Genomic DNA, 20,916 nt, shown 5'->3' with positions numbered 1-20,916 from the left:
AGCGGGTCCCTGGACCCGCTAACCGCGCACGGGCGCGGAGCGCCTACTTGACGATGTTGACCATCTTGCCCGGCACCACGATCACCTTGCGGGGCGCGTTGCCCTCCAGGAGGGCGACGATCTTCTCGTCGGCCAGGGCCGCGGCCTCGATGGACTTCGGGTCGGCGTCGGCGGCCACGGTGAGCCGGCTGCGCAGCTTGCCGTTGACCTGGATCGGGTACTCGACGGTGTCGTCGACCAGCCACTTGTCCTCGGCCAGCGGGAACGGACCGTGCGCAAGCGAGGTCTCGTGCCCGAGCCGGGACCACAGCTCCTCGGCGAGGTGCGGGGCCAGCGGGCCGAGCATGAGCACCAGCGGCTCGACCGCCGACCGCGGCGCCCCGTTCGGGTACTCCTTGGTCAGGTGGTTGTTCAGCTCGATCAGCTTGGCCGCCGCGGTGTTGTCGCGCAGCGCGGCGTAGTCCGCGTTGACGCCGTCGATCGTCTTGTTCAGCGCGCGCAGGGTGTCGTCGGTCGGCACCTCGTCGGTGACCCGCAGCTCACCGGTCTCCTCGTCGACGACCGTGCGCCAGACGCGCTGCAGGAACCGGTGCGACCCGACAACGTCCTTGGTCGCCCACGGCCGTGAGGTGTCCAGCGGCCCCATCGACATCTCGTACACGCGCAGGGTGTCGGCGCCGTACTCCTCGCAGATCTCGTCCGGCGCAACGGAATTCTTCAGGGACTTGCCCATCTTGCCGTGCTCGCGGTGGACCGGCTCGTCGCCGTGGAAGTACTCACCGTCGCGCTCGGTGACCTCCTCCGCGGGCACGTAGACGCCCCGCGAGTCGGTGTAGGCGTAGGCCTGGATGTAGCCCTGGTTGTACAGCCGGCGGTACGGCTCGCTCGAGCTCACGTAGCCGAGGTCGAAGAGGACCTTGTGCCAGAACCGCGAGTACAGCAGGTGCAGCACCGCGTGCTCGACGCCGCCGACGTACAGGTCGACGCCACCCGGGTCGTTCGGGCCGTGCAGCTCGGGACGCGGACCCATCCAGTACTGCTCGTTCTCCTTGGCGCAGAACTCGTCGTTGTTGGTCGGGTCGATGTAGCGCAGCTGGTACCAGGAGCTGCCCGCCCACTGCGGCATCACGTTGGTGTCGCGGTGGTAGCTCTGCAGTCCGTCGCCGAGATCGAGCTCGACGTTCACCCAGTCGGTGGCCTTCGCCAGCGGCGGGGACGGCTCGGAGTTCTCGTCGTTCGGGTCGAAGGAGACCGGCGCGTAGTCCTCGACCTCCGGGAGTTCCACCGGCAGCATCGATTCCGGCAGCGGGTGCGCGACGCCGTCCGCACCGTAGACGATCGGGAAGGGCTCGCCCCAGTACCGCTGACGGGCGAACAGCCAGTCCCGCAGCTTGTACTGGATGGTGCCCTTGCCGGTGCCGTCCGCCTCCAGGCGCGCGGTGATGGCGGCTTTGGCCGCCGCGACGTCGAGGCCGTCCAGGTAGTCCGAGTTCACCAGCGGACCGTCGCCCGTGTAGGCGGCCTCGGTGATGTCGCCGCCTGCGATGACCTCGACGATGTCGAGGCCGAAGGTGGTCGCGAACTCCCAGTCGCGCTGGTCGTGCCCGGGCACCGCCATGATCGCGCCGGTGCCGTACCCGGTGAGCACGTAATCCGCGATGAAGATCGGAAGCCGGTGCCCGTTCACGGGATTCACCGCATACTCGCCGAGGAAGACGCCGGTCTTCTCCTTGTTCTCCTGCCGCTCCAGGTCTGTCTTCGCGGCGATGGAGGCGCGGTAGGCGGCGACGGCCTCGGCCGGGGTGGCCGCGCCGCCGGTCCAGCGGGGGTCCACGTCGTCCGCGTACGAGCCCGAGGCCAGGCGATCGACCAGCTCGTGTTCGGGGGCGAGGGTGACGTAGGTGGCACCGAACAGGGTGTCGGGACGGGTGGTGAAGACCTCGATCGCGACGTCGTCGACCGCCGGGTCGACCCCGAACCGGACCTGGGCACCGTGCGAGCGCCCGATCCAGTTGCGCTGCATGGCCTTGACCTTGTCCGGCCAGTCCAGGAACTCGAGGTCGTCGACGAGGCGGTCCGAGTACGCGGTGATCCGCATCATCCACTGCTGCAGATGCTTACGGAACACCGGAAAATTGCCGCGGTCGCTGCGACCGTCGGAGGTGACCTCCTCGTTGGCCAGCACGGTGCCGAGCCCGGGGCACCAGTTGACCATCGAATCCGACCGGTAGACAAGGCGATACGAGTCGATCACCGTGCGGCGCTCACCCGCGTCGAGCGCGGTCCAGGACCGGCCGTCCGGGGCGGTGCGCGCACCGGACTCGAACTCCGCCTCCAGCTCCGCGATGGGGCGGGCCCGCTTGAGGTCGATGTCATACCAGGCGTTGAAGATCTGCAGGAAGATCCACTGCGTCCAGTGGTAGAAGTCCACATCGGTGGTGGCCAGCGAGCGCCGCTCGTCGTGGCCGAGCCCGAGCCGGCGCAGCTGCCGCTTCATGTTCTCGATGTTCGACTCGGTGGTGGTGCGCGGGTGGGTGCCCGTCTGCACCGCGTACTGCTCGGCGGGCAGGCCGAAGGCGTCGTAGCCGAGGGTGTGCAGCACGTTGTGCCCGTGCATGCGGTGGAAGCGCGCGAACACGTCGGTCGCGATGTAGCCGAGCGGGTGCCCGACGTGCAGGCCCGAGCCGGACGGGTACGGGAACATGTCCTGGACGAAGAGCTTGTCCGCGGGCAGCTCCCCGGCGAGATCGCCGACCGGGTTCGGCGCGTTGAAGGTGCCGCGCTCACTCCACAGCTCCTGCCACCGCCGCTCGATCCGACCCGCGAGCTCCGCGGTGTATCGGTGCTGAGGGGTGGCGTCGTCCGCTGGCTGCTGCACTGGCTCGGTCACGTGTTTCGCTATCTACTCTGCGCTGAGCTCGGCGTCTCGGCGCTGGTTCTCGGGCATGGATTACCGTCGACCAGCCTAAGGTGTCACCCGAATAGTCCCGGTCATCGGTCCCCGCCGTACCCTGGACCCGTGGTCATCGTCGCAACCGTGCTGTTCGTAGTCGCCCTCGCCGTCGGCGTGGTGGCGGTCGCCGGGATCGCCGGCCGGCTGCCGCGCAACCGCTGGGCCGGGGTCACCACCCCCGAGGCCCTCGCCAGCGACGACGCCTTCCGCCTCGCCAACCGCATCGCCGCGCCCACCATGGCCGCGGCCGCGTTGTTGCTGGTCATCGGCGGTATCGGCGCCCTCGCCTTCGGCACGGCCGGCGGACTTCTCGCCGTCGCCGTCGCCGTGGTCGCGGCCCTGGTCACCGCCGGGTACGGCGGATCCATGGGAGCCCGCGCAGCCGCCGCGGCCGCCCCTGCCGGTGGCTGCGGCCACGACTGCGGTTGCGGCAGCCCCGCCGAGCCGGAGTCCGCCGACCACGCTGCCGACGCCGCGGCCGCCGCGGACTGCGGCATGGACTCCTGCGGATCGTGCGCCCTCAAGGGCGCCTGCCTGCCCAGCTGAAGGGGTCCGCGCGCGAGCACCTGGTTGAATCGGCGCCCATGAGCAATTCCCGGACCTTCGATCCGGCCGGCGTCCTGTTCGGCATCGGTGTGCCCGCGCTCGCGGCCGGCGGAGGCCTGACGCTCACCAGGCTCTGGTCCGCACGCCTGCCCGAGACCATCGCCACGCACTGGTCCGGGACCGGCCCCGACGGCTTCAGCACGCCCGGGTCGCTGGCCGCGACCATGGTGATCGTGATCCTCCTCGTCGGATGCGGCGCCAGCGCGATCGCCGCCCTCGCGGGCGCGATGCTGATGATGCGCCGCGCGATGCTGATCGTCGGCCTGACCGTGGTCGGCCTGCTGTTCACCCTGTGGATCGCGCTGCTCGCCGCGCAACTGGATCTCGCTACGGCCGTGAACGTGACGCTGCCGATGTCGTGGATCGGGCTCGGGATCGTGGCAGGCGCCGCCGTCGGCATCCTCGGGGCCTCGTCCCTGCGCGACTATCGCGAACGATCCTCGGCGACCATGCCGCCGGACCCCCGGCTGCCCCGCGGGCAGGTGAACCTGCCGATCACCCAGCGGCTCGGGCTCGGGCCCATGACCACGGCGGTGCTGCTCGGGGTCGGCGCGGCGATCACCGCCGGGCTCTGCGCGCGGGCGGGCTCGTGGTGGCCGCTGGCGGTCTTCGTGCCGGTCTCGGTGCTGATGGTCGGGCTGCTGCGCTTCCGCGTCACCCTCGACGAGACGGGGCTGTGGGTGCGCAACCTGGGCATGACCGCGGTCGGGTACGGGATCGAGGAGCTGGCCGGGGCCCACGTCGAGGAGGTGAACCCGTCCAGGGATTTCGGCGGATGGGGTCTGCGCCTGAAGGGCCGCGGCAACTACGGGGTGGTCACCACGACCGGGCCCGCGGTCGTCTTCACCGCCGCGAACGGGCAGCGGCTGACGGTCACCACGCCACGGGCAGAGGAGATGGCAGGCGCGCTGAACGCCCTCGCGGACCGGCGGCTGGCCGACCGCTGACATTCGGCCCCGGATTACCGTTACCGATGTGAAGTTCTTGAGCAGGTTCTACATCGACGGGTTCATCCTGTCGATCATCGCGGTGGCCGTCGTGGCCAGCATCTTCCCCGCATCCGGTGGCGGGCAGACGGCACTTGACTGGGCCACCAAGATCGCGATCGCGCTGCTGTTCCTGCTCTACGGCGCCCGGCTGCACCCGCGCGAGGCGCTCGAGGGGCTCAAGCACTGGCGCCTGCACTCGGTGGTGCTGGCGTCGACCTACCTGCTGTTCCCGCTGATCGGGCTCGCGCTGCGCGTGCTGGCACCCACGGTCCTCACCGACGAGTTGTACACCGGCGTGCTCTACATGTGCCTGGTGCCCTCGACGGTCCAGTCGTCCATCGCGTTCACCTCGATCGCGCGCGGCAACGTCGCGGGGGCGGTCGTCAGCGCGTCGTTCTCGAATCTCATCGGGGTGTTCATCACGCCGCTGCTGGTGATCTTGCTGATGAACACCACCGGCGAGGCGACCGTCGACGCGTCCTCGATCGTCGACATCGTGCTGCAGCTGCTGCTGCCGTTCGTCATCGGTCAGCTGATCCGGCCGTGGGTGACCGGCTGGCTGCAGCGGCATGCCGCACCGACCAAGATCGTCGACCGCGGCTCGATCCTGCTGGTGGTGTACTCGGCGTTCAGCGCGGGCATGAACGAGCACGCATGGAGCGGGCTCTCCGCCTGGCGGGTGCTGGCGCTGGTCGCGGTCTGCTGCGCGATCCTCGCGACGGTGCTCGGGGTGACGGCCTTCGCCGGGCGCGCGCTCGGGTTCTCGCTGCCGGACCGGATCGTGATCCTCTTCTGTGGCTCCAAGAAGTCGCTCGCGACCGGGCTGCCGATGGCCTCGGTGCTCTTCGCCGGGCAGCCGGTCGGCCTGATCGTGTTGCCATTGATGATCTTCCATCAGATCCAGCTGATCGTCTGCGCCGCGCTGGCGCAGCGGTTCGCCCGCCGCCAGGACCCGGAACCGGCGGGCGCGGCGCCCGGCCGGTGAACCGAGCGGGCCGGGCTGGTCAGTTCCGGTCGACGTCGATCGGGTGGGTCGCGAGCAGCGCGAGGGGGAGCGGCTGGCGGCGCAGGACGTGCGCCCAGAGATCGATCCGCGGCGGGCCGATCACATCGGACGGCAGCGCGGACAGCACTGTCCAGTCGTCGCGCTGCAACTCCGAGTCCAGCTGCCCCATGGTCCAGCCCGAGTACCCCGCGAAGACCCGCACGCCCTCGATGAGCGGGCCGACGGCGTCCGGATCGGAATCGAGGTCGACCATGACCACCCGGCCGTCCACCCGGCGCACCCCGGACACCCCGTCGATGTTCGCGCCGGTACGCAGCGTGGCCAGGCACAGCGCCGAGTCCCGCTTCACCGGGCCGCCGATGAACAGCGCCCGCGGATTGGCGCACAGCTCGGTCCACTGGGGCAGCACCGCCTGCACCGCGGTCTCACTCGGCCGGTTGATCACCACACCCAGGCTGCCCGCGTCGTTGTGCTCGATGACGTAGACCACGGTGCGGCGGAAGGCCGGCTCGGTGAGCTCGGTCGAGGAGATCAGCAGGCTGCCCGGGCGCACGATCGGTTCGGTCGGCGCCATCCGGTCCTCGGGTTCTTCTGCGTGGTCCACCGGACAATCATCGCACCGGCGGACGACACGCGTGCCGGGTAACGCGCCGCCCGGCCGGCCGCCTCACTCCGGCGGGGTGAGCCCGACCATCTCGTCCAGCACCGACAGATGGTGCTCGAACAGCGCCCGCGGGTCCGCGAAGGTGTCCACCCCGTACTGACCGAACACCTCGAAGTTCACCGCGCCGAACAGCGAGGACCAGGCCAGGACCCCGCGCGCCAGTGCCTCCTCGGACAGGTCGAGACCCAGCTCCGCCCGGATCGCCCGCAGGTTCGCACGCAGCGACTCACCAATCGGAATTGTCTGTGGGACAACGAGTTCACCGGATCGGTTGGCGTCGTCGAAGATTCGGACCAGCACGCCGACGACGCGGGTGCCCGGCCCGGTGGTGCGTTCGGCCGGGGCCCGGTAACCAGGCACGGGACTACCGAACAGCAGCCCGTAGCACGCCGGCTCCGCCAGCGCCCAGTCCCGGACCGCATGCCCGACGGCGTGCAACCGGGCACGCGGATCTCCTGCGGGCACGGCGGCCACCGCCGCGTCCACCGCGTCACCCAACTCGGTGTATCCCTCCACGACGAGCAGGGTGAGCAGTTCGTCGCGACTGCCCACGTACCGGTACACGGCCGAGGAGACCACCCCGAGGTCCCTGGCGACCGCGCGTAGCGACAGCGCCGCCGCCCCGTCCCTGGCCAGGTGCTCCCGGCCGATCCGGGTGATGTCGGCCAGGGTCTGCTCGCGTGCGCGTTCGCGCGGGGTACCGGTCACCGCCCCAGCCTGACCGGTTTCGTGAGCACTGTCAACAAAAGAGAGCAGTGCTCTTGACATTCTCTCGAAGCCGGCGCACTGTTGTTTCGAGAGCAGTGCTCTCGAATATCCGAAACCACACCAAGGAGTGATTGCGATGTCGACAGTGCAGGTAGTGACCGGCGCGGGACCCGTCGGATGGACGGTCGCCGACCAGTTGGCGGCACAGGGACACCGGGTCCGCGTGCTGACCAGGTCCGGTTCCGGACCCGAGCGCCCCAACGTGGAGCGGCTCCGCGTCGACGTCTCCGTGCCTGGCGCGCTCGACGCCGCTCTCGAGGGCGCCGCGGCGGTGTTCCACTGCACCCACGGCTCGGCGTACTCGGCCGAGGCCTGGCGTCGCGAGCTGCCCTCCACAGAGCGGGCCGTGCTCGCCGCCGCCGGCCGGGCAGGGGCAGTCGTGGTGTGCCCGGAGAGCCTGTACTCCTACGGGCATGTCGACGGTCCCATCACCGAGGACACCCCGCGCGAGGCCCGTGACGGCAAGCTGGGCATCCGCACCGAACTGCTGCGCCAGCGCGAGGCCTCGGACACCGCCACTGTCAGCGTGGCCGCCTCCGACTTCTTCGGGCCGCGGGTGCTGATGGCGCATGCGGGCGAACGAATGGTGCCGATCATTCTGTCGGGCAAGACCGTTCGCGTCATGGGTGGCCTCGACACCCCACACTCGTTCACCTACGTGCCGGACCTCGCGGCGGCCATGATCGCCGCGGCCGCCGACCCCTCGCTGTGGAACTCGGTCCTGCACGCGCCGACCGGCCCCGCGATCACCCAGCGCGCGATGGTGCACGCCTACGCCTCGGCGGCGGGCGTGCCTGACCCGAAGACCGGCGTGCTGCCCGGCTGGCTGCTCCGCGGCGCCGGACTCGTTCACCGCGACAGCCGCGAACTGGCGGAGATGCTGTACCAGTTCGAGCGACCGTTCGTGCTGGACTCCGGCCGCAGCGAGCGACTGCTGGGGCTGGCGCCGACCCCACTGGCCGATGCGGCCGCCGCCACCGTCGCGTGGTGGCGCACACGGGAGCTCGCGCCGGCGCCGCGATAGGGTCAGCTGGTGGTGAACTCGACGCCGGGAAGCGCGACGCCGGGGGAGTCGACGCCACCCGATCCGACCCCGACCGACCCGACGCGCGAGCACGGCGGCCTGCGCTCCATGCTGCGCCGGTCACCCGGACTCGGCCGACTCACCACCGTCCGCTTCGCGAGCCAGTTCGGCGACGGGCTCTTCCAGGCCGCGCTCGGCGGCGCCATCCTGTTCAACCCCGAACGGGAGACCGATCCCATCGCGATCGCCGCGGGGTTCGCGGTCCTGCTGCTGCCCTACTCGCTGGTCGGCCCCTTCGCCGGCGCCCTGCTCGACCGATGGGACCGGCGCGCCGTCCTGATGTGGGCGAACCTGCTGCGCGGCGGCCTGATCCTGGCGGCCGCGGCCGTGCTCCTGACCGGCGGACCTCAGACCCCGTTGCTGCTGCTCGCGCTCGCCGCGGTCGGGGTCAGCCGCTTCGTGCTGGCGGGGGTCTCGGCGTCACTGCCGAACGTGGTGCGCCAATCCTGGCTGGTGTCAACGAATTCCGTGCTGGCGACCGCGGGGGCCGGGGTGTCCGCCGCGGGGGCCGGGACGGCGGTCGCGCTCCTCGGAGTGCTAGGCGAGGGGGATCGGGGCTCCGGCCTCACGGTCGCCATCGCCTCCGTCGGTTCCGCGATCGGCGCCCTCGCCGCGGTCGGCTTCGCCGCGCACCGCCTCGGACCGACCGGCGACCTCGCCGATGCGGGTCCGACCGGCCTCGACGCCGTCCGGGCGGTGCTGGCAGGCCTGCGCACCGGGGCCACCGCCGTGTGGGGCGCCCCCGGCGTCACCACCGCGATGATCGGAATCGGCGTGCACCGCATCGTGTTCGGGATCAACACGCTGATCATGGTGCTGATCCTCCGGGATCCCTCGTATGCGGGCGCGCTGCCGGGCGGGTTCGCCGGATTCGGGGTCGCGGTCGGCGCCGCGGCGGCGGGCATGCTGCTCGCCGCGGCCGTCACCCCGTTTCTCATCCCACGCATCGGCAGGTCCCCGACTGTCGTGGGCGCGCTGGTGTTCGCGACCGCCGTGCAACTGGGGGTGATCTCCGGGCTCACCCAGCCGATGCTGCTGGTCGGCGCGTTCCTACTCGGCCTCGCCGGGCAGACGATCAAGCTCACCGGGGACGCGGCGATGCAGATCGACATCGACGACGCCCGGCGCGGGCAGGTGTTCGCGTTGCAGGACACCGTGTTCAACATGGCGTTCATCGGCGCGCTGGCCGCCGCGGCGACGGTGGTCGCCCCCGACGGGCACTCACCGGGACTCGTCTTCGCCGGGGCCGCGGTGTACGGGCTCGGCCTGGCGGGGGTTGCGGCGAACTCGCTGCGTCGGGCGCCACGCTGAGCGCCCGCGATCAACCGGAACCGCGGACGACTGTGTCCAGCCGGCCGTCGCCGTCAGTATCGGACAGCGTCACGTCCGCCGCCCCGTCGAACCGCTCGTCGACCTCGATCGCGGCGTAGGGGCCGCCCGGGCCCGACCGGAGCAGGGTGACGTCGACCAGCGAGTCCCCGTCGGTGTCGATCACCGCGATGTCGGGGGCACCGTCGAGGTCGAGGTCGACCTCCACCGGCAGCGCGTCCTCGCCGCCCGGCACTCTACGGTCCACGCCCCCGGGGTCGGTCCAGCGCAGCTCGTGCCCGGCCTCGGCGGGAGGCGGCGGGACCTCGAGGTCCCAGACCCCGGTACCCGAGGCGTCCTCGAAGTACCGACCCTCGTCACCCACGTCCAGCACCGAACGATCCGCGCCCCCGTCCCCGTCGCTGTCCCACATCGCGTCGTCGAGCAGACCGTCGCCGTCGAAGTCGAGGCTCACCGCGTCCGCGGCCCCGATGCCGCCGAGGTCCAGGTCCGCCTCGGACACCCAGTCCCGCGGCGCGCCCTCGCCGGTGCCGAACGAGTACTCCACCAGTCCCATACGTGTTGGACGCGCGAGCGGCGACGCCGGTTCCGACCGCGACTTCCTGCGCGCTACCTCCTGGCCTCGAGCGCGTCCAGGATGAGGTCCAGGCCGTAGCCGAACTCGCTCGTGTGGTCGTAGCCCGGCTGCAGGGCGTGGTCGACGATCATCTCGGTGAGGTACGGCAACTCGGCCGCAGGGAGCTGCTCGAGGATGCTGCCCGCCACTTCCTCGACATCGCCCGGCGTCGTCACCGGCAGGTTCGCCTCTTGGAGGACGAACCCGCCGATATAGCTGTCGACCAGCGAGACGGCGTGCGCGGCCATCGGCAGCGTGAATCCGGCCTCCCGGAGGACGCCGAGGACTGCGTCGTGATGGCGTAGCGTCGCCGGACCCGGGTTGCGACGGGAGTCCATGAGGCCGAGGGCCCAACTGTGCTGTGACAGGACAGTGCGCGCGGAGGAAGCGCGGACCCGGATCGCGTCGCGCCAGTCGTCGCACCGGGCATCGGGTAGTGCGATCGCCGCGAACACCGCGTCGACCACACCGTCGAGGATCGCGTCCTTGTTCGGCACATGGTGGTAGAGCGACATCGCCTCCACGCCGAGTTCCTGCGCCACCCGGCGCATCGTGATCGCCTCCACGCCACCACGATCCGCGACCCGGATCGCGGCCTCCAACACGAGATCTCGGCTGAGTGGTTGCCGTGGCGGCTGCGGTGATGGTGACACGAGGGCTCAACTCCAGGGTGCGGAAATGTTGACAAGCTTACAGGCGTAAGTCAGCCTTACATCTGTAAGGACTCCCGCCGGGAATCAACCGAACGAGGGAAGGAGAACCCGATGCCGATGCCGAGGTGGTGGGGGCACATCAACAAGCGGGTGTTCAACCCTCGCGCGATCGCGGGCGGGAAGTGGCCGGTGCTGACCCACGTGGGTCGCACCTCCGGCGCCACCTACCGCACACCGCTCGACGCCTTTCCCGTCGACGGCGGCTACCTGTTCGTTCTGGTGTACGGATCGCGCTCGGACTGGGTGCAGAACGTCCTGGCGGCCGACGGTGCGCGGCTCCGAGTCGATGGGCGGGAGGTCGATCTCGCCGCGCCACGCCTGGTCGAGGAGGCCGAGGCGTTCCAGGCCCTCTCGGACGACGTGGCCCGCCCACCGAGGCTGCTCCGCATCAGCGAGTTCCTCCGCATGGACCTGGTCGGGGACTGACGAGAGGTGGGAGCGGTGGTCATGGCAGGCCGGCGAGGAAGTCGCGCTGGGCGTCGAGATATCCGGGCACGAAGACCTGGCGCGGCGCGAACGTGCCGACCAGGACTCCCCACAGCTCCGATTCCTCGACGCCGGACCGGGCGAGGGTGTGCGCGGCGCCGGGAAAACGCGCCGTGGTGAGCCGGGCGCCGAGCAGACGCTCGTAGGCGCGCTTGGTGTCGCCGACGTCGACGTTGCGGTCGTCCTCGCCGAGGACGAGCAGCACCGGGATGTCCCTGCGCCCGAGTTCCCCGAGCGCGGCCGTCGCGTCGGCGGTGTGGTTGCGCAGGACGAAGCCCCAGCGGTCGCGGTCCATGGGCTCGTCGTCGGCCGACGCCTCGAGATACTCCTCGTAGGGGGCGCCCCGATTCAGGAGGGCGCGGACCGCGTCGCTCTCGGCGATCGCGGCCCGACGTTCGGCTTCGCCCGCACCGGTGGCATCGAGTTCGGCCAGCAGGTTGTACCGGCCCTGGTCGAGCCAGTTGACCGCCGGTGAAACCGCGATGACGAAGGACACCTCCGGCCGGTCGACGGCGACCTCGGGCAGGACCCAGCCGCCCTGACTCGCTCCCCAGAGCCCGATACGCCGCGGGTCGATCTCGGGGCGATCGAGCGCCCAGTCGATCATCGCCCCGGCCTCGACGGCACGGTCGTGGAGGGACTGTTCGAGCCAATTGCCTTGGGAGCCGCCGACTCCGGGCTTGCTCATGGACAGCGACGCATAGCCGGCCTCGGCCAGGGCCTCCCAGATGGGCCGATAGAACCCCTCGCTGGTCGCCTCCACCGGCCCGTCCCCGTGCACGAAGACGACGAGTCCGACCGGCCCCTCCGCATCGCGGGGGAGGGCGAGGACGCCGCGGAGCGCGCCCGCGGCGGTCGAGATCGTGACCCGCTCCTCGCGGAGCGCGTAGCTGTTGCCCGCGACGACCGCCAACCCGCCGATCAGGACGAGGGCCAGGAGCGCCGCGAGGCCGCCAACGCCGCGGCGACGCCGTCGGCGGCGGGGCGACGGCGACCCGCTAGCCACGACGCCGCCAGGGCGGGATGCCCGCGATGGTGATCGCGCGCAGCGCCCACTCCGCCGGACCGTACCTGTGCCCGCGCAGCCACCAGCGGCTGAGGACGAGCTGGGTCGCGAAGATCGCCGGCACGGCCGTCAGGACCGCGAGCGGTGGCATCCGGTCGATCAGGCCGAACCCGTAGCCGGTGAACAGCACGCCCAGCACCAGCGACTGGAGCAGGTAGTTGGTGAGCGCGATCGTGCCCATCGGGGCCAGTGCCGACTCGATCCGCCTGCCCGGGGCGGTACGGAACAGCATCACCCCTGCCACGACGTAGGACGCGGTGAGCATCGGCGCCGTCAGCTGCCCGAGCCCGAACGCGAAGGTCTCCACGCCGCCGCCGGGCGCGTAGGCCGCGGCCAGCGCGTAGGCGAGCGCGCCGATCAGCCCGACCGGCAACCCGAAGACCAGGATCCGCCGCATCAGCGGCCGAAAGCGGTCCGGGTCCGCGAACGCCTGCACCCGGCCGGCGGCGAATCCGAAGAAGAACATGGCCATCGCGCTCGGTGCCTGCAGGGCCACCAGAGCCGAGATGGTCTCCGGCAGGTGCCCGGAATGGAAGCCGAGGGTCGCGGCCGCGTCACCGCCGAAGGCCGTCAGCTTGACCGCCGCATCCGATGCGGCGACGCCCTCGCCCCCGCCTTCCGCGAGCGTCAGCAGCCCGAGGAGCATCCACACCACGCCCACCGCCGCCACCAGTCCGACGCCGATCTGCACGGCACGGCGGGGCGATATGTGCCTGCACGCCAACAGGATCAGGCCGAGAATCGCGTAGGTGGACAGGATCTCGCCGTAGTAGAGGACGGCCCCGTGTACGAGGCCGATGGCGAGCAGCCCGCTCTGCCTGCGCAGCATCCGCGGGAGGAAGGCCGTTCCTGCCCGCTCGGCGGCCGCCATCTGCAGCGTGAAGCTGTAACCGAACAGGAACGAGAACAGCAGGTAGAACTTGGTCTCGAAGAGCAGCGAGACCGTGAACCGGACGACGTGATCGAGCCCGGAATCGAACGCCGGGTTCGATTCCGGCGAGGCGTAGTAGGGATCGGCGAAGGCCCAGATGTTGACGGCAAGGATGCCGAACAGCGCGAACCCGCGCAGCGCATCGACATTGCGGAGCCGGTCGGGAGCGACCGGTGCGGAAACGGTGCCGGTGCGCAGGCTCACTCGGGACCGCCCACGAGGAGTTGGGTGACGATCCGGCGCAGGATCGGGGCCTGGGCCGAGGGATCGAAATCCGGGTCGGCGGCCACGCGGGCGAACATGCCGTCGGCGAGCGCGGCCAGCCAGGTCGCGGCGTGCTCCGGGGTGAGATCGGTGGACAGCTGACCGGCATCCCCGGCCCGTTCCACCAGCGTCGCCAGCCCGTACCGGAAGGTGAGGTCGTTCGCCTTGAACCGGGCCGCGACCTCCTCGTCGCGATGCGCGACGGCCGAGATCTCCAGCGCGAGACCGGAGTACACCGGATCGCCCGCGAGCCCGCAGATCTCGTCGAGGAGCGAAAGCAGCGCGGCCATGGGGTCACCGGCTTGCGCGAGATCGGTCATCGCCTCGCTTGTCTGCTCGCCGTCGCGTTCGACGAGGGCGAGCAGCACATCGTGCTTGGTGGGGAAGTAGTGGAAGAGATTGCCCGAACTCATGCCCGCGCCCGAACAGATGTCCGCCGTCCTGGTGGCGCTGTAGCCGCGCTCGGCGAAACACCGCGCCGCGGCGTCCATCAGGGCGGTCCGCTTGGCCGCCCTGGCGGCAACGTCGACTGTGCGCATCTGTCCTCCTGGTACTCGGAGTGGCCAATAATACATTGAGTGGTCACTTAATCAATCCCTCGGCGAGTCGTTGGCCACTGCTAAATTCATCTCAACGATCGCGGTGGCCGGTCCGGAGGCGGTGGGCGATCGGGAAGGCCTAAGGGGGCTTCGTGATCCGTCGCCTGAGCGCACCACTGCTCGTGCTCACCCTCGCCGCCTCCGGCTCGGTGCTCGCCCCGGCGACCGCGACGGGGGCGCGTGCGCCCACCAACGCCTGCGGGGAGACCGGTTTCGACCCGTCCGCCAAGGACGAGTCCGCCGAGCCGCCCGGCATCGACATCAAGGTGCCCTGGCCCCAGATAGTCCCGGTCCCTGTGCCCGACCCGCCGCAGGACCTGACCCGCATCCCACAGGCCCCGCTGCCCGCGGACCCGTGCGCCGATCCGTGCCCGGACATCACCGACACCGCGCCCGAGCAGCCCGGACCCGGTCCCGCGGGCTCGTCCGAGTCCGGTTCCTCCTCCTCGGGTTCGGGCTCGTGGGGATCGTCGATACCGCGGTTCTCCATCGCCCCCGACCCCGAACCGATCCCCATCCCGATCCCCGGGCCCGGCCTGCCGCCGCCTCCGCCGCCGGTCCCGCGGTTCCCACCATGGGAGCCGGGACCGGTCGGCACCCCCGCCGCGGCACCGACGGTCGACGAGGTGACCCTGGTGGCCCAGCTGACCGGCCCCGGTTCGATCAACCGCACCGACAAGCGGTGGCAGGTCAACGGCACCGACCTCGGCATCATGTGGGAGAGCAGGCCGGGCGAGGTGGCCATCGCGTTCGGCGACACCTTCGGCCGGGGTTGGGCACCACCGGGCGCGAACGGCCAGGACTGGCGCTCGAATGTGTTGGGGCACAGCACCGACCGCGACCTCTCCGACGGCCTGACCCTCGACTCCATGGTGCAGGACAGCGCATGCCACGCCGCCGAACTGCTCGGCAGCCGCAAGGTCAAGAATTGGGAGACCACGACCATCCCGACCTCCGGCTTCGCGATCGGCGACCGGCAGTACATGAGCTACATGTCGGTCCGGCGCTGGAGCATGGTCCCCGGCAGGTGGTACACGAACCACGGCGGCATCGCCTACTCGGACGACGGCGGCCAGACCTGGACCAAGGACCCGTATGCCAAGTGGGAGAACATCTTCGGGATGAACCAATTCCAGGTCACGAGCATGGTCCCTGCCGGTGACCACGTCTACATGTTCGGCACCCCGAACGGGCGGCTCGGCACCATCGCCCTCGCCCGGGTCGCCACCGACGACGTGCTCGACAAGTCGGCCTACCAGTACTGGGTCGACGGGACCTGGACCCCGATCGGCGAGCATTCGCCCACACCCATCCTCGACGGTGTGGCCTCGGAGGTGTCGGTGCGCTACGACGGGTCCCGCGACCTGTGGCAGATGAGCTACCTGGACGCACCGGCCGAGACCATCGTGCTGCGCCAGGCGAACAGCCCGCAGGGCGCGTGGTCGGCGGGAGTCCCGCTGGTGAGCAGCGCCGACTACCCGGACCTGTACGGCGGCTTCCTGCATCCGTGGTCCACCGCCGACGATGTGTACTTCACCATGTCGGAGTGGGACAGCTACAACGTCTATCTGATGCACGCGAGGCTGCGCTGAGGCCTATCGTTGCCTGTCATGGGCACGGGATGGTCGTTGTCGTCGATCACCACCTCCTGGGTCGACCCGGTGGCGACCCTCGGCGCGGGCACGATGACGGCGCTGGTCCCCGACAGCGTGATGACCGCGCTCAGCCTCGGCATCGCGCGGCGGTACGTCGGGCGGGAGGTCACCGTCACCCTGCAGGGCGTGCCGGTCACGGCCCGGCTGGGTTCGTTTCGCGTGCGACGTCAGGGCGCGCATTTCGAGTCACGGGCCCGGCTCACGGGCATCGACTGGGGCGGGCATGCGCTGGAGGAGGTGACGGCGGTCGCCAACGGGGTTCGGCTCGTGCCGGGCGCGCCGACCCGGGTCCGGACCGCACAGATCGATCTGGAGGGCCGCGTCGCGCTGTCGGCGCTGTTGGCGCAGGTCAATCTCCAGAGCAACCTCGACTGGATCCTGTTCGCCGAGGAATCCGGACTGATCCGCGCCGAGCACCGGCACCGCCGACTGACCGCCCTCGTCGACGCCTCGATCGCCGACGACGTGCTGCGCATCGAGGTGATCCGGGCCCGCTGGCGGGGGGTCCCGGTGCCGGGGCGCTACCTGCCCGCGCCGGTCATCCCGTTGCCGCCACTGCCCAACGACGCCCGCAACGTCCGCGCCACCCGCGACGGCCACGTCGTCCGCTTCACCCTCGAGATCCCGATGCTGAGCAGCTCGTTCGATCTGACTCAGCTGCTCCGGCTGATCGGATAGCGGTTACTGCTGCTGTGCCCACCACGCGAGCAGCTCGGCCTCGGCCTCTTCCGGACTGAGCGGGCCGCGGTCCAGGCGCAGTTCCTTCAGGAAGGTCCATGCCTTGCCGACCTCGGGCCCGGCGGGGATGCCGAGCAGCTTCATGATCGCGTTGCCGTCCAGGTCGGGCCGGACCCGGCCCAGGTCCTCCTGCTCGGCGATCCGAGCGATCCGCTGCTCGAGGTCGTCGTAGGTGGCCTGCAGCTTCGCCGCACGACGCTTGTTCCTGGTGGTGCAGTCCGCGCGGACGAGCTTGTGCAGGCGCGGCAGCAGTTCGCCTGCGTCGGTGACGTAGCGGCGGACAGCGGAATCGGTCCACTGCCCCTCGCCGTAGCCGTGGAAACGCAGGTGCAGGAACACCAGCTGGCCGACATCGTCGATCATCTGCTTGGAGTACTTGAGCGCGCGCATCCGCTTGCGCACCATCTTGGCCCCGACCACCTCGTGGTGGTGGAAGCTGACCCCGCCCGCAGGCTCGTTGCGTTTGGTGTCCGGCTTGCCGATGTCGTGCAGCAGCGCGGCCCAGCGCAGCACCAGGTCCGGGTCGCCGTCCTCGAGGTCGATCGCCTGCTGCAGCACGGTGAGCGAATGCTGATAGACGTCCTTGTGCTGGTGGTGCTCGTCGATCTCCAGCTTCATCTTCGGGATCTCGGGGATGACCCGGGCTGCCAGTCCGGTCTCGCACATCACGTTGATGCCGTCGATCGCGAACTCGCCGAGGATCAGTTTGTCGAGTTCGGCACGCACCCGCTCGGCCGTGATCCGGTCGATCTGTCCGGCCATCTCCACGATCGCCTGATGCACCCGGGGCGCAAGGGCGAAGCCGAGCTGCGAGACGAACCGGGCGGCCCGCAGCATGCGGAGGGGGTCGTCGTTGAACGAGATCTCCGGCGCGGCGGGGGTGTCGAGCACGCCGTCGAGCAGTGCGTCCATGCCGCCGAGCGGATCGGTGAATTCCTGCGATCCGTCCGCGCCGATACGGACGGCCATCGCGTTGACCGTGAAGTCGCGGCGGACCAGGTCCTCCTCGAGGCTGGTGCCGTACACGACCTCCGGGTTCCTGGTGACCCCGTCGTAGGCATCGGTGCGGAAGGTGGTGATCTCGATCTGCTGATCACCCTTGGCGGCGCTGATCGTCCCGAACGTGATGCCGGTGTCCCACTGGTTGTCGGCCCAGCCCTTGAGGATTGCCTGCACCTGCTCCGGCCGCGCGTCGGTGGTGAAGTCCAGATCGGTGCCCAGTCTGCCGAGCACCGCGTCCCGCACGCTGCCGCCAACCAGGTACAGCTCGTGCCCGGCGGCGGCGAACCGCGCACCCAAGGGGGTCAGCACGTCCGCGAGGCCCCGCAGGGTCACGGAGGCATCCTTGAGGAGTCGGGCACGTCGATCGGCGTCGGGAGTAGGGGAAACCACGAGTACGCAGCTTACCGACGCGCGGGGGACGGCTTGCCGCTCGGCCGGTGTGGGATTCGGGGCAGGTCCCGCTGGGCAACTAGTATTGATTGGGTGTCTGCTGCCGAACGCGCGAATCGCAGTCGCCGCAACCCGCGGCGACGAAGTGGGCACGGCGACCGCTCGAACACGCGCATGCGTACGGTCCGCGAAACGTCGGCGGGCGGACTCGTGGTCGACGGCCTCGACGGCCCCCGCGACGAGCAGTGCGCCGCGCTGATCGGTCGGACCGACCGGCGGGGACGGCTGCTCTGGTCACTGCCCAAGGGGCACATCGAGCAGGGCGAGACCGCCGAGCAGACGGCGATGCGTGAGGTGGCGGAGGAGACCGGGATCCAGGGCACGGTGCTCGCCGAACTGGGCAGCATCGACTACTGGTTCGTGACCGAGGGCAGGCGCGTCCACAAGACCGTGCACCACTATCTGCTCCGGTTCCAGGGCGGCGAGCTCTCCGACGCCGACGTCGAGGTGACCGAGGTGGCGTGGGTTCCGTTGGCCGAGTTGGAGTCCCGTCTCGCCTACGCCGACGAACGCCGGCTCGCGGGAGTCGCGGGGGAGCTGATCGACCAGATGGCGTCCGCTACCGGCGAAGCGTCCCGAGAGAACGGATGAGGGCCACCCTGCGTCGCTTTGCTGTGACGACCCTGTCCGCCTTGGCGTTGGCCGCCGCCCCGATGGGTGCCGCGGTTGCCGCCGCCGCACCCACACACGGACCCGACAGCGGCGCCGAGTCCGCTGCCACCGAACCCGCGTCCTCAGGGGTGCGGTCGAACACCGACGAGCGCGAGTTCGTGGGCCTGACGATCGACAAGGTGACCCCGACGGCCGTCACCACCTCCAGCGAACCGTTAGTCACGGTCACCGGTTCGGTCAGCAACGTCGGCGACCGTCCCGTCCACGACGTGAAGGTGCGGCTCCAGGCCGCACCGGCCGTCTCGGAGTCCGAGCAGCTCAGGTCCATGCTCACGGCCGACCAGGAGGCCTACGACACGGTCGGGGAGTTCACCACCGTCACCGAGAAGCTGCAGGTGGGGCAGTCCAGCCGGTTCACCCTTGCGATGCCGCTGCGGTCGGCCTCCTCGGTGTCGCTCGGCATCACAGAGCCCGGGGTGTACCCCCTGCTGGTCAACGTCAACGGCACACCCGAGTACGGCGGCCAGGCCCGGCTCGACGACGCCCGATTCCTGCTGCCGGTGCTCGGGCTCCCGCGCGACCCCAGCATCCGCGGCGCCGATCGCCCCGACGCGGCGGCGGTCCCGCCGAGCATCACCGACCCCGTGGCCATCACCCTGATGTGGCCGTTCGCCGACAAGCCCCGGCTCGCGTCCGGCATCCCGGGATCCTCGGACGAGAAGGTCCGACTCGTCGACGACGACCTGGCGGACTCGCTGGCGGACGGAGGGCGGCTCGAGCAGTTGCTCGCCGCCGCCGAGTTCGCCACCGGGGACAGCGTCGACCGCGACCACAAGCTCGCCGACAGCATGTGCCTGGCCGTCGACCCGGATCTGCTGATCACCGTGAGCAACATGACCAGGGGATACCTGGTGGTCGACGATCCCTCGGATCCGAACGGCCCCGCACACGAGGGGACCGGACAGACCCCGGCCACCGAGTGGCTCGAACGGTTGAGATCGCTGTCTTCCCGACTGTGCACGACCGCAGTGCCGTTCGCGCAGGTCGATCTCGCGGCGTTGCAGAAGACCGACGACCCGACGCTGGTGGAGCGAGCCCTGTCGGCACCGGCGGGGATCGTCGACGGCATATTGGGGATCACCTCGCGCCGTGGCCTGACCTGGCCGGACTCGGGTGTGCTCAACCCCGAGGCGGCGGGTCTCCGGGGGCTCGGTCCGACCGCGCTGCTGGCCGACAACGCGGTGGCCGAGGAGACCACGCGGTCGACGGCGCCGTTGGCCGGGACAACCGCCGATCGACCGCTGTCCGCGGCGCTGTTCGATGTGCCCGCGGCCACCGCCCTCGCCGCCGTCGGTGCCACCCCGCAGACACCCACGTACACCCCGGCGGATGTTCGATACGACCTGTCCGACGACTCGCGGACCGCCCGACTCCAGGACGCACTCGGCGCGATCGCCTGGCCGGCACTGACGCCGCCGCCGAACGCCACCCCGAACGCGGACCACGGCCTGCTCGTGGTGCCGCCGCAGAACTGGTCTGTGAACGGTGACGAGGCGCGCACCGTCCTCTCGACGGTGTCGACCCTGATGCGTTCGGGGCTGGCCAACCCGCGCCCGCTCGCCGACCTGCTCGATCGACCGACCGCACAGTCGCCGGTCGACCTCGACTATCCGGCGCAGGCCGCTAAGGACGGCGCGCCCGAGCGGGTGCAGACCGGAGCCGCCGCGGTGGCCCCCGAGATCAATGCGCTCACCGAGACGCTGGTGAACGATCCGCAGTCGGCGCTGACCCCGCGCGGCTACACCGCGCCGCTGAGCGAGGACCTGCTGCGGGCGCTGAGCACGTCCGGGAGACGCGACCGGGACCGGGGCGCCGCGACGGCCGCCGCCGAGACCCGGGTCAGCGACGTCGAGAAGGCGCTGACCGAGATCTACGCGTCGGTGACGGTGCTTCCCCCCGGCGGCGCCTACACCCTCGCCTCGGAGCAGAGCCCGCTGCTGTTGGTCGCGCGCAACGACCTGCCGGTGGGGATCAACGTGCGGCTGCAGATCTCGGCGCCGCCGGAGATGACGGTCACCGACATCGGCGATCAGCAGCTGCCGCCGCGCGGCAGCCGGACGCTGCAGGTGCCGGCGACCGTCGAGAACGTCGGCAAGCTGGTGGTCGATGTCGCGCTGACCACCACGAACGGCCGTGAACTGGGCGAGCCGACCTCGGTGTCGATCCGGACGAACGCGTACGGCAAGGCGCTGGCGATCATCACCGCCTGCGCGGGCGCACTACTGTTGCTACTTGCGGGACGGCGCCTGTGGCACCGATTCCGGGGTCAGCCAGACCCAGCGGATGAAGGGTACGAAGCTCGATGACGGGGAGCACGCGTCGCCC

At 70.6% G+C, this 20,916-nt stretch carries 19 protein-coding genes; 10 read left to right on the top strand and 9 right to left on the bottom strand.

Features of this window, described 5'->3' with window-relative positions:
• Positions 1–43: 43 nt before the first annotated feature.
• Positions 44–2,890, bottom strand: coding sequence for a leucine--tRNA ligase (leuS, locus tag C8K38_RS04555; RefSeq protein WP_097210781.1), 2,847 nt, complete (start codon positions 2,888–2,890; stop codon positions 44–46).
• Positions 2,891–3,019: 129 nt separating this feature from the next.
• On the opposite strand from leuS, the gene C8K38_RS04550 reads away from it, so the two are divergent.
• The 3 genes from C8K38_RS04550 to C8K38_RS04540 are packed head-to-tail and all read left to right on the top strand — an operon-like array spanning position 3,020 to position 5,533.
• Entirely contained in the window at positions 3,020–3,499 is a 480-nt protein-coding gene (locus tag C8K38_RS04550; RefSeq protein WP_097210780.1) for an SdpI family protein, read from the top strand.
• A gap of 38 nt (positions 3,500–3,537) precedes the next feature.
• Positions 3,538–4,506: a DUF1648 domain-containing protein gene (locus C8K38_RS04545; RefSeq protein WP_097210779.1), complete on the top strand. Its 969-nt coding sequence runs from the start codon at positions 3,538–3,540 to the stop codon at positions 4,504–4,506.
• Positions 4,507–4,534: 28 nt separating this feature from the next.
• On the top strand, positions 4,535–5,533 hold the full coding sequence (locus tag C8K38_RS04540; protein WP_097210778.1) for a bile acid:sodium symporter family protein: 999 nt from the start codon (positions 4,535–4,537) through the stop codon (positions 5,531–5,533).
• Between the two features lie 19 nt (positions 5,534–5,552).
• On the opposite strand, the gene C8K38_RS04535 is transcribed toward C8K38_RS04540, so the two are convergent.
• Entirely contained in the window at positions 5,553–6,158 is a 606-nt protein-coding gene (locus tag C8K38_RS04535; RefSeq protein ID WP_097210777.1) for a YqgE/AlgH family protein, read from the bottom strand.
• 63 nt (positions 6,159–6,221) lie between these two features.
• Complete coding sequence (locus tag C8K38_RS04530) at positions 6,222–6,926, bottom strand: TetR/AcrR family transcriptional regulator (protein WP_097210776.1); 705 nt, start codon at positions 6,924–6,926, stop codon at positions 6,222–6,224.
• 136 nt (positions 6,927–7,062) lie between these two features.
• On the opposite strand from C8K38_RS04530, the gene C8K38_RS04525 reads away from it, so the two are divergent.
• Positions 7,063–8,010 (top strand): NAD-dependent epimerase/dehydratase family protein, encoded by a 948-nt coding sequence (locus C8K38_RS04525; RefSeq protein ID WP_097210775.1) that lies wholly within the window; start codon positions 7,063–7,065, stop codon positions 8,008–8,010.
• Positions 8,011–8,118: 108 nt separating this feature from the next.
• Positions 8,119–9,381, top strand: coding sequence for a hypothetical protein (locus C8K38_RS04520; RefSeq protein WP_097210774.1), 1,263 nt, complete (start codon positions 8,119–8,121; stop codon positions 9,379–9,381).
• A 10-nt stretch (positions 9,382–9,391) separates the two neighbouring features.
• On the opposite strand, the gene C8K38_RS04515 is transcribed toward C8K38_RS04520, so the two are convergent.
• Entirely contained in the window at positions 9,392–9,955 is a 564-nt protein-coding gene (locus tag C8K38_RS04515; RefSeq protein WP_097210773.1) for a hypothetical protein, read from the bottom strand.
• A 53-nt stretch (positions 9,956–10,008) separates the two neighbouring features.
• Positions 10,009–10,668, bottom strand: a complete 660-nt coding sequence (locus tag C8K38_RS04510; RefSeq protein WP_257017167.1) for a TetR/AcrR family transcriptional regulator — start codon at positions 10,666–10,668, stop codon at positions 10,009–10,011.
• A 111-nt stretch (positions 10,669–10,779) separates the two neighbouring features.
• Between C8K38_RS04510 and C8K38_RS04505 the strand changes: the two genes are divergently transcribed.
• Positions 10,780–11,154 carry a nitroreductase family deazaflavin-dependent oxidoreductase gene (locus C8K38_RS04505; RefSeq protein ID WP_097210771.1) on the top strand — a complete coding sequence of 125 codons (375 nt, stop codon included), beginning with the start codon at positions 10,780–10,782 and terminating at the stop codon, positions 11,152–11,154.
• A 19-nt stretch (positions 11,155–11,173) separates the two neighbouring features.
• On the opposite strand, the gene C8K38_RS04500 is transcribed toward C8K38_RS04505, so the two are convergent.
• Genes C8K38_RS04500 through C8K38_RS04490 form a run of 3 tightly spaced genes read right to left on the bottom strand, consistent with a single transcriptional unit; the run spans position 11,174 to position 14,014 of the window.
• Positions 11,174–12,220: an alpha/beta hydrolase family protein gene (locus C8K38_RS04500; protein ID WP_097210770.1), complete on the bottom strand. Its 1,047-nt coding sequence runs from the start codon at positions 12,218–12,220 to the stop codon at positions 11,174–11,176.
• Positions 12,213–13,415, bottom strand: coding sequence for a DUF418 domain-containing protein (locus C8K38_RS04495; RefSeq protein WP_218840951.1), 1,203 nt, complete (start codon positions 13,413–13,415; stop codon positions 12,213–12,215). Before C8K38_RS04495 ends, C8K38_RS04500 begins: the two co-directional genes overlap by 8 nt.
• Entirely contained in the window at positions 13,412–14,014 is a 603-nt protein-coding gene (locus C8K38_RS04490) for a TetR/AcrR family transcriptional regulator (protein WP_097210769.1), read from the bottom strand. The genes C8K38_RS04495 and C8K38_RS04490 overlap by 4 nt, the downstream gene beginning before the upstream one ends.
• A gap of 152 nt (positions 14,015–14,166) precedes the next feature.
• Here C8K38_RS04490 and C8K38_RS04485 point away from each other — a divergent pair, with 152 nt between their 5' ends.
• Positions 14,167–15,666 (top strand): DUF4185 domain-containing protein, encoded by a 1,500-nt coding sequence (locus tag C8K38_RS04485; protein WP_097210768.1) that lies wholly within the window; start codon positions 14,167–14,169, stop codon positions 15,664–15,666.
• An 18-nt stretch (positions 15,667–15,684) separates the two neighbouring features.
• The gene (locus tag C8K38_RS04480) at positions 15,685–16,407 is read left to right on the top strand and encodes a hypothetical protein (RefSeq protein WP_097210767.1); all 723 of its coding nucleotides are present in this window, start codon (positions 15,685–15,687) and stop codon (positions 16,405–16,407) included.
• A gap of 3 nt (positions 16,408–16,410) precedes the next feature.
• Here the strand turns inward: C8K38_RS04480 and C8K38_RS04475 are convergent, their stop codons facing one another.
• On the bottom strand, positions 16,411–17,859 hold the full coding sequence (locus tag C8K38_RS04475; RefSeq protein ID WP_097210766.1) for a CCA tRNA nucleotidyltransferase: 1,449 nt from the start codon (positions 17,857–17,859) through the stop codon (positions 16,411–16,413).
• A gap of 93 nt (positions 17,860–17,952) precedes the next feature.
• On the opposite strand from C8K38_RS04475, the gene C8K38_RS04470 reads away from it, so the two are divergent.
• Together C8K38_RS04470 and C8K38_RS04465 are read left to right on the top strand one after the other, a co-directional pair.
• The gene (locus C8K38_RS04470; protein WP_097210765.1) at positions 17,953–18,510 is read left to right on the top strand and encodes an NUDIX hydrolase; all 558 of its coding nucleotides are present in this window, start codon (positions 17,953–17,955) and stop codon (positions 18,508–18,510) included.
• Positions 18,507–20,897: a glycoprotein gene (locus tag C8K38_RS04465; RefSeq protein ID WP_097210764.1), complete on the top strand. Its 2,391-nt coding sequence runs from the start codon at positions 18,507–18,509 to the stop codon at positions 20,895–20,897. Before C8K38_RS04470 ends, C8K38_RS04465 begins: the two co-directional genes overlap by 4 nt.
• Positions 20,898–20,916: the final 19 nt, after the last annotated feature.

Source organism: Rhodococcus sp. OK611 (assembly GCF_003050885.1).
GTDB lineage: Bacteria > Actinomycetota > Actinomycetes > Mycobacteriales > Mycobacteriaceae > Rhodococcus_G > Rhodococcus_G oryzae.
The sequence above is the reverse complement of the archived record's forward strand: the minus strand, read 5'-3'. Positions and strand labels throughout refer to the sequence as shown.

Excerpts from the sequence above, each read along its gene's own strand:
- C8K38_RS04545 (WP_097210779.1), top strand. The coding sequence starts at position 3,538 with ATGAGCAATTCCCGGACCTTCGATCCGGCCGGCGTCCTGTTCGGCATC.
- C8K38_RS04525 (WP_097210775.1), top strand. The coding sequence starts at position 7,063 with ATGTCGACAGTGCAGGTAGTGACCGGCGCGGGACCCGTCGGATGGACG.
- C8K38_RS04520 (WP_097210774.1), top strand. The coding sequence starts at position 8,119 with ATGCTGCGCCGGTCACCCGGACTCGGCCGACTCACCACCGTCCGCTTC.
- C8K38_RS04515 (WP_097210773.1), bottom strand. The coding sequence starts at position 9,955 with ATGGGACTGGTGGAGTACTCGTTCGGCACCGGCGAGGGCGCGCCGCGG.
- C8K38_RS04505 (WP_097210771.1), top strand. The coding sequence starts at position 10,780 with ATGCCGATGCCGAGGTGGTGGGGGCACATCAACAAGCGGGTGTTCAAC.
- C8K38_RS04490 (WP_097210769.1), bottom strand. The coding sequence starts at position 14,014 with ATGCGCACAGTCGACGTTGCCGCCAGGGCGGCCAAGCGGACCGCCCTG.
- C8K38_RS04480 (WP_097210767.1), top strand. The coding sequence starts at position 15,685 with ATGGGCACGGGATGGTCGTTGTCGTCGATCACCACCTCCTGGGTCGAC.
- C8K38_RS04465 (WP_097210764.1), top strand. The coding sequence starts at position 18,507 with ATGAGGGCCACCCTGCGTCGCTTTGCTGTGACGACCCTGTCCGCCTTG.